Source organism: Pseudomonas asturiensis (assembly GCF_900143095.1).
In the GTDB taxonomy this organism is placed as follows: domain Bacteria; phylum Pseudomonadota; class Gammaproteobacteria; order Pseudomonadales; family Pseudomonadaceae; genus Aquipseudomonas; species Aquipseudomonas asturiensis.
Window position 1 is genome coordinate 235413 of the sequence record NZ_FRDA01000006.1, and the last position, 7035, is coordinate 242447.

Below are 7035 nucleotides of genomic sequence, written 5' to 3' on the forward strand. Positions count from 1 at the left end.
TCAGGCACTCCTCGGTGCAAGGCGGTGTACGTGGCCGAGCGCAGGCTCAAGGCCCTCGACAAACAGGCAGGCCGCCAGCAGGTCTGCTGCGCCGCCGGGCGAGGCGTTAAGGGCCAGCAATTGCTGGTCAAGGTCATGCAGTGTGCGCCGACCTGCCAGACTGGCGCTACCGCCTGCGTCCAGCACCCGTTGCGCGCCCTGCTGCATGGCCTGCAACCCCTCAAGCCCGGCGCGGTACAGCACGCAGGTATCGGCCAGGGTGGTCATGATTGCCAGCAATGCATCCAGACGCGCGTTCTGCTCGCCACTGCCCGCAGCACGGCTGCGCTGCAATTGCGGCAGCGCGACGTTCATCACCGCAGGAAAACCCAGTTGCGCCTGTTCGCGAGCGCCCATCGCGCCATAGCGCTGAGAAACCACGCTGCCGTGGCTGTTGCTGGCGACCACCTGACGATCCTCGATCAGCGCCAGTCGGGCGGCACGTTCGCAAACAGCCGCGGCTTTACAGTCACTGGCATCCAGCGCCACGGCAGTCACCAGCAGACCCAAGGCCCAGATTGCGCCACGATGCGTGTTCACACCGCCCGTGGTCTGCAACATCGCGGCTTCACCTTCGCGCCCCAGACGCCCCAACTCTTCACGCAGTGGCTGGCCGATGGTCTTGAACTGCGCAGCAGCCTCGGCCATCAGCTTGAAGGTTGGCCACAGCGACAGGGCTGAGGCGTGCATCAATCCCAGATGCAAATCGGTGTGCGCGCCGTTGCCGCGTCGGTCCACCAGCGCGGGTTTGGGCGAAAGATTGGCTTCATCCATCAGCGCATCGACAGCCAGATCGGCCAGATGCTCGGCCAGCGAAACGGGTTGCGGTGTCAGTTGAAGTGCACTCATCACCAACTCCTGAATTTGGCAGGCGGGTTGTAGAGGCCACCGGACCACTCGACCAGATCGGCGATGCTTTTCGCCGCCAGCAATTCACGGCTGGCGTCAGTGCGGCGGATGCCGAGGTCTTCCGGCAAGGCAATCAGGCCTTCCCGACGCATGCGGGCGGTGTCTTTCGGGTTGTGACGCAAGCCGATAGCGGTCACGCCCGCCACGGCGGCGATCATCGCCTGGCGCTCTTCCAGGCTGCGGGCCTTGTAGAGATAGGCGATGCCCTCTTCGGTCAACAGGTGAGTCACGTCATCGCCGTAGATCATGATCGGGGCCAGCGGCATGCCGCTTTTGCGGGCCACCTCCACAGCATCGAGGGTTTCGACGAAGGTCGGTTTGCCGCCTTCCTGGAAGGTCTCGACCATCTGCACCACCAGCTTCTTGCCGCGCTCCAGGTAAGCGGCCGGGCCGTCATCGGTCTGCTGGCGCATGTCGAGCCAGGCGGGCGTCGCGTGACGACGGCCTCGCGGGTCGTGGCCCATGTTCGGCGCACCGCCGAAACCTGCCAGACGTCCACGGGTAACGGTCGAGGAATGCCCGTCGCCATCGACCTGCAAGGTCGCGCCGATGAACAGGTCCACCGCGTACTGTCCGGCCAATTGGCACAGTTGCCGGTTGGAGCGCAACGAACCGTCGCGCCCGGTGAAGAACACGTCAGGCCGCGCGGCGATGTAGTTTTCCATGCCCAGTTCGGTGCCGAAACAATGCACGCTTTCGACCCAACCGCTTTCGATGGCCGGGATCAACGTCGGGTGCGGGTTGAGCGTCCAGTTGCGACAGATCTTGCCTTTGAGACCCAGCGACTCGCCGTAGGTCGGCAGAATCAGCTCGATGGCGGCGGTGTTGAAGCCGATGCCGTGGTTCAACGACTGAACGTTATGTTTCTCATAGATACCGCGAATGGCCATCATCGCCATCAGCACATGCACCGGTTTGATGTGGCGCGGGTCGCGGGTGAACAACGGTTCGATGTAAAACGGCTTGTCGGCGACGACCACGAAATCGACCCACGAGGCCGGAATGTCTACACGCGGCAGTTCGCTGACGTCTTCGACCAGTTGATTGACCTGCACGATGACGATGCCATCGCTGAACGCAGCGGGCTCGATCAGCGCGGGAGTGTCTTCGGTGCTCGGGCCGGTGTAGATGTTGCCGGCCTTGTCGGCCATGAAACCGGCGGCCAGCACTACATTGGGGATCAGGTCGACCACCAACCGCGAGTACAACTCGATGTAGGTGTGAATCGCGCCGATTTCCAGCAGGCCGTCTTCCAGCAACTGACTGATGCGCAGGCTTTGGGTGCCGGCGAAGGAGAAATCCAGCTTGCGGGCAATGCCCTGCTCGAACAGGTCCAGGTGCTCGGCGCGTCCGACGCTGGGCATGATCATGTGCAGGTCATGGATTCTGGCCGGATCGACCCTGGCCAGCGCTCGGGACAGAAAGTCCGCCTGTTTCTGGTTATTGCCCTCAAGCACCACACGATCACCGGACACCAGCAAGGCCTCCAGCGCCGCGACGATTTTGTCGGTCGGCAGCACCACGCCGTCAGCCAGGGCCCGCACCTGTTCGAGTCGCCGCTGTTTCTCGGTGCGGCGACGCGTCCAGCGCGCGTCGGGGGAAGTTGTTGTTGTCATGATCGCTCCACGATTTCGCTGTCGTGGCTCACCTTAGAAGCGATCAGTGTCGGGCATCAATCAAGCAACCGACGCAATCATTACGCCTGGAGTAACGATTAGCGGGAACGTTGGAAACACTCCCGAAACACTTGGCTGATTTCTGTGTACGAATCGTCCTTAAACGCTTTCGAAGCCCCCCACTCAAAGCATTTGCACCTAGCATTCGGGCTTCCAGAACCCTATAGGAGTCATCGCTATGCCATACATAGTCAGGGAAGGCGATCCAACGACCAGCGGCGGCCTTGTGCTGATCACCTCCTCCAGCGAGGTCATTGACCTGCGTCGGGTCGCACGCATGGGAGATCCCGTCTGGTGCCCCGCGTGCAAGAGCGTAGGTTTTATCGCTCAGGGTAACCCGACCTACATCGACGACCGGGTGGCGGTTGCCACCCATGGTCACGAAGTACGATGCGGCTGCGAGCCCGGCAGCAACCGGCTGAACGCCTCGCAGGAGCACTTCCAGGCTGACATGGACGCGGCCATCGACATACCGGAAGACCTCGCCAGCACAGCGCGCCTGCGTGCCCAGTTCCTGACGAATTCAGTCAAGGACGGCACCTTCGACATCCCTGTCATCCGCCCGCTCTTTCAAACGGTGTGAAAACATACCCGGACCGTGGGAGGCGACGTGCCTGTGACTGGCTTGACCCTGTCCCTGGCGAGCCGCTTCCCACGAGCGTATTTCTTCAGCGGCGACTCATTAATGGCCGCCTTTCAGGTATCGCAGACCGCATGGCGACAATCGAATCAGGCGTGAGCGTTGGTTTCGAGCAGATGATGCAGATCGACGAACTGTTGGGTCAGCTTGTGCCGGGGATCAAGATGGACCAGTGGCAGGTTGGCCTGATGCGATTCGCGCATCTTCACCGAAGCATTCAGGTAGACCGGCAACACCGGCAGGCCTTCGGCAATCAATTCGTCGAGTATTTGCTGAGGCAGGCTGGCACGCGGCTGGAACTGGTTGACGATGATGCCTTCCACTTGCAGAGCCTCGTTGTGATCCTCTTTCAGCTCCTCGATTTCCTGCAGCAGGCCATACAGCGCCTGCCGGGAAAAACTGTCGCAATCGAACGGAATCAATACACGGTCAGCGGCAATCAATGCCGACACCGCGTAAAAGTTGAGCGCTGGAGGTGTATCCAGATAAATACGCTCGTAGTCCTCACTCAACTCATCCAGCAGTTTGCGAAGTTTGTTGATCTTGTGCTTTGCCTCAAGCTTGGGTTGCAGGTCGGCAAGCTCCGCGGTGGCGGTTACCACGTGCAGATTGTCAAAAGGCGTTTCGTAAATATCGACGTGGTTCTTCTTGCCGAAGGGCGTGGAAGACAGCGTCTGCTTGAAAAACTCGGCAATGCCCATCGGAATGTCATTGCCGGTGAGGCCCGTCAGGTACTGGGTGGAGTTGGCCTGGGCATCAAGGTCGATCAACAGGGTCCGGTAGCCTTCGTTAGCGCTGACTGCAGCCAGATTGCAAGCGATGCTCGATTTGCCGACACCGCCCTTCTGATTGAATACCACGCGACGCATGCTTTGAATTCCTTGAGTGATTAAGAAACGGTGCGACTGACCGATAAAGGCTGTGCGAGTGGTCGAGTCTAGGCAGTGCATATGACAACAGCGAGCTTATCGCAAAAGAACACCCCTCGCAGGCGCTTGCGGGTGTATGAGGCACCCGCAAGGCATAGCGGCATCGGATAGCGCTGTCCTTACGCTCCAAGTCTGCATTTTGTAAACGGCTTATATGTAACAAAGTTGCTAGTCCTGACCCCCATCAGGATAATGCGCGCACTCGGTCAAATTACCGCACCCAGACTGATATCGTCCCGATATCGAAGTAGCGAGAAGTATGCCCGCAGGGGCGGGAAGAGAAGTTTTGATCACCTTCAACATTGCACAATGGCGCGCCTGGGCACCTGGCCTTGCGAGCGTCGACGACTGGAAGCAATGGAGCCGGAATCCGACGTTGCTGCAGCAAAGCGACGAAGCCCCGGACGTGTCATTTCTTCCCGCCATGCAGCGCAGACGCCTGGGCCGTATGGCCCGGATGGCGTTCGCCGTTGGCTGGCCACTCACTGAAGGTCTTGAGCGCGTACCGCTGGTATTCGTGTCACGTCATGGCGAAACCCCACGCACGTTTGAAATCCTTCGTGACCTGGCGGCGGAGGAGCCTCTGTCGCCCACGCAGTTCAGCCTGTCGGTCCACAATGCGGTCATCGGTCTGTGGTCGATCCTGCGCGTTGAAACCAGCGAAATGACGGCGCTGGCGGCCGCCGGTGACGGCCTTGAGTATGGCGCGTTCGAAGCCGCAGCCTTGCTGGCCGAAGGCGCACCCGCGGTTCTGTTGGTGGTGACTGAAGAACAGCCTCCGCAAGCCTATGCACAATGGATCGACGACGTGCCGTTCCCCTATGCCGTCGGTCTGCTGCTGACACCCGGCAGCCAGTGGCAACTGTCCCTGAGCACCGACACGCAAGGCGCGCAACGCACGCAGTGGCCCCACGCCCTGAACCTGTTGCAGGCCCTGCACACTGACCAGCCCTCCTGCTTGCACCCATGGAACAACCGACTATGGAACTGGCAACGCAACGATTGAAGAAGGGCCGGGACGCCTATTACTGGCGTCTGCTGGCAACCGGTCTCAGCTTTGCCCTGTTCGGGCTGAGCGGCCTGTGCCTGCGATTGTTCGTTTTTCCGGTGTTGAGCTGCCTGCCGGGTGATGCCGCAAGCCATCAGCGTCGTGCACGCCGCACCATTAGCCGACTGTTCTGGCGGTTCATCCGGATCATGGCCCGTATGGGCGTGCTGACCTACGAGGTCAAAGGCGCCGAAAAACTCGGCCGCCCCGGCCAGATGATCATCGCCAATCACCCGTCGCTGATCGACGTGGTGTTTCTGATCGGGCTGGTGCGCGACGCCAACTGCGTGGTCAAGCGCAGCCTGTGGGAAAACCCTTTTACCCGGGGCCCGGTGCGCTCGACCGGCTATATCAGCAACGATGGCAGCATGGACATGCTGGACGCCGCCGTAGAGCGCCTGCAGGCTGGCCAGACCCTGATCATCTTTCCCGAAGGCACCCGCACCCAGCCTGGAAAGCCGCCTGAGTTCCACCGGGGTGCCGCCGCCATCGCCTTGCGTGGCGCCCGTGTGATCACGCCAGTGACCATCAGGGTCAACCCGACCACCCTGACCAAGGCCGAGCCCTGGTACCGAATTCCGCAACGCCGTGTGCACTTCACGCTGCACGTCGGTGCCGATATTGCCCCTGACACTTTCAGCGCGCTGGGCCCGCCACCGTTGGCGTCCCGCAAGCTCAACGATTACCTGCATGACTATTTCATCAAGGAGCTCGCCGCAGATGAGCGATCTACATCTGGACATTAAGTTGCTGATCATCGATGCCCTGGGCCTCGAAGACATCACCCCGCAAGACATCGGCAATGACCAGACGCTCTTTGGCGAAGGCCTTGGACTGGATTCGGTCGATGCACTTGAGCTGGGGCTGGCCATTCAGAAACGCTACGGCATCAAGATCGACGCCGACGCCAAGGACACCCGTAACCATTTCGCCAGCGTCGACAGCCTTGCGGCGTTCGTCAGCGCCAGACAGCAGGCCTGAGGATTGAACATGCAAACCCGTGAAGACATCTTCGAAACACTGCGCGCGGCCATGGTCGAGCTGTTTGAACTAGAGCCTGAAAGGGTCGTTCCGGAAGCCAACCTCTATCAGGATCTGGAAATTGACAGCATCGACGCCGTCGACCTGATCGATCACATCAAGCGCAAGACCGGCAAGAAAATCGCGGCGGAGGAATTCAAGTCCGTCAGAACCGTAAATGACGTGGTCGAGGCCGTCTACCGACTGGTCAACACCGCCGAATGAAACGGCTGGTAGGCCTGGTCCTGCTGCTGGTCGGCGTGCTCTATCCGTTTGCCGTCTATTGGGGAATCGAGCATTTCGCGCCGTGGCAGTTTGCCTTGCTGCTGGGCAGCCTGTGGCTGGCGCGAATCCTGACCGGCGAACGCAAACCCGGCAGCCTGGCGATGGCCGTGGTTGCGCTGGTGTTCTGCGTGGTGCTCGGTGTGCTCGACAGCCATGCGATGCTGCGTTGGTATCCGGTGCTGGTCAGCGGCTTCATGCTGGGCCTGTTCGGGTCGAGCCTGATCTACGGCCCGCCGATCGTCGAACGAATGGCGCGCATCAACCGCCCTGAACTGCCTGAATCCGGAATTCGCTACACCCGGCGGGTCACTCAGGTCTGGTGCGTGTTTTTTCTGAGCAACGGGCTCGCAGCCACTGCACTGACGCTGTGGGCGCCGCTGTCGTGGTGGACGCTCTACACCGGCCTGATCTCTTATGGACTGATGGGCCTGCTGTTCGCAGGCGAACTGATTGTCCGCCTGCGCGTCAGAGGCACCACCTGAAATGGAC

At 60.7% G+C, this 7035-nt stretch carries 9 protein-coding genes; 6 read left to right on the forward strand and 3 right to left on the reverse strand.

Going from position 1 to position 7035, the window contains the following annotated elements:
- Both BUB69_RS13350 and mdcA read right to left on the reverse strand, forming a co-directional pair.
- On the reverse strand, nucleotides 1-888 hold the full coding sequence (locus tag BUB69_RS13350; RefSeq protein ID WP_073167347.1) for a triphosphoribosyl-dephospho-CoA synthase: 888 nt from the start codon (nucleotides 886-888) through the stop codon (nucleotides 1-3).
- The gene (gene mdcA, locus BUB69_RS13355; protein ID WP_073167351.1) at nucleotides 888-2564 is read right to left on the reverse strand and encodes a malonate decarboxylase subunit alpha; all 1677 of its coding nucleotides are present in this window, start codon (nucleotides 2562-2564) and stop codon (nucleotides 888-890) included. The genes BUB69_RS13350 and mdcA overlap by 1 nt, the downstream gene beginning before the upstream one ends.
- A 238-nt stretch (nucleotides 2565-2802) precedes the next feature.
- Between mdcA and BUB69_RS13360 the strand changes: the two genes are divergently transcribed.
- Nucleotides 2803-3207, forward strand: a complete 405-nt coding sequence (locus BUB69_RS13360; protein WP_073167354.1) for a PAAR domain-containing protein — start codon at nucleotides 2803-2805, stop codon at nucleotides 3205-3207.
- Between the two features lie 146 nt (nucleotides 3208-3353).
- Here the strand turns inward: BUB69_RS13360 and BUB69_RS13365 are convergent, their stop codons facing one another.
- Nucleotides 3354-4133, reverse strand: a complete 780-nt coding sequence (locus tag BUB69_RS13365; protein ID WP_073167358.1) for a ParA family protein — start codon at nucleotides 4131-4133, stop codon at nucleotides 3354-3356.
- Between the two features lie 346 nt (nucleotides 4134-4479).
- Here BUB69_RS13365 and BUB69_RS13370 point away from each other — a divergent pair, with 346 nt between their 5' ends.
- The 5 genes from BUB69_RS13370 to BUB69_RS13390 are packed head-to-tail and all read left to right on the forward strand — an operon-like array spanning nucleotide 4480 to nucleotide 7028.
- Nucleotides 4480-5199 carry a beta-ketoacyl synthase chain length factor gene (locus BUB69_RS13370; RefSeq protein WP_073167361.1) on the forward strand — a complete coding sequence of 240 codons (720 nt, stop codon included), beginning with the start codon at nucleotides 4480-4482 and terminating at the stop codon, nucleotides 5197-5199.
- On the forward strand, nucleotides 5175-5987 hold the full coding sequence (locus BUB69_RS13375; protein WP_073167365.1) for a lysophospholipid acyltransferase family protein: 813 nt from the start codon (nucleotides 5175-5177) through the stop codon (nucleotides 5985-5987). Before BUB69_RS13370 ends, BUB69_RS13375 begins: the two co-directional genes overlap by 25 nt.
- Entirely contained in the window at nucleotides 5962-6222 is a 261-nt protein-coding gene (locus BUB69_RS13380; RefSeq protein ID WP_073167368.1) for a phosphopantetheine-binding protein, read from the forward strand. Before BUB69_RS13375 ends, BUB69_RS13380 begins: the two co-directional genes overlap by 26 nt.
- Nucleotides 6223-6231: 9 nt before the next feature.
- On the forward strand, nucleotides 6232-6486 hold the full coding sequence (locus BUB69_RS13385; RefSeq protein WP_024688465.1) for an acyl carrier protein: 255 nt from the start codon (nucleotides 6232-6234) through the stop codon (nucleotides 6484-6486).
- Nucleotides 6483-7028, forward strand: coding sequence for a COG4648 family protein (locus BUB69_RS13390; RefSeq protein ID WP_073167372.1), 546 nt, complete (start codon nucleotides 6483-6485; stop codon nucleotides 7026-7028). Before BUB69_RS13385 ends, BUB69_RS13390 begins: the two co-directional genes overlap by 4 nt.
- Nucleotides 7029-7035: the final 7 nt, after the last annotated feature.

Bases quoted from the DNA above. Each gene is read 5' to 3' on its own strand.
- BUB69_RS13350 (WP_073167347.1), bottom strand. From the start codon at position 888: ATGAGTGCACTTCAACTGACACCGCAACCCGTTTCGCTGGCCGAGCAT.
- mdcA (WP_073167351.1), bottom strand. From the start codon at position 2,564: ATGACAACAACAACTTCCCCCGACGCGCGCTGGACGCGTCGCCGCACC.
- BUB69_RS13360 (WP_073167354.1), top strand. From the start codon at position 2,803: ATGCCATACATAGTCAGGGAAGGCGATCCAACGACCAGCGGCGGCCTT.
- BUB69_RS13365 (WP_073167358.1), bottom strand. From the start codon at position 4,133: ATGCGTCGCGTGGTATTCAATCAGAAGGGCGGTGTCGGCAAATCGAGC.
- BUB69_RS13375 (WP_073167365.1), top strand. From the start codon at position 5,175: ATGGAACTGGCAACGCAACGATTGAAGAAGGGCCGGGACGCCTATTAC.
- BUB69_RS13380 (WP_073167368.1), top strand. From the start codon at position 5,962: ATGAGCGATCTACATCTGGACATTAAGTTGCTGATCATCGATGCCCTG.
- BUB69_RS13385 (WP_024688465.1), top strand. From the start codon at position 6,232: ATGCAAACCCGTGAAGACATCTTCGAAACACTGCGCGCGGCCATGGTC.
- BUB69_RS13390 (WP_073167372.1), top strand. From the start codon at position 6,483: ATGAAACGGCTGGTAGGCCTGGTCCTGCTGCTGGTCGGCGTGCTCTAT.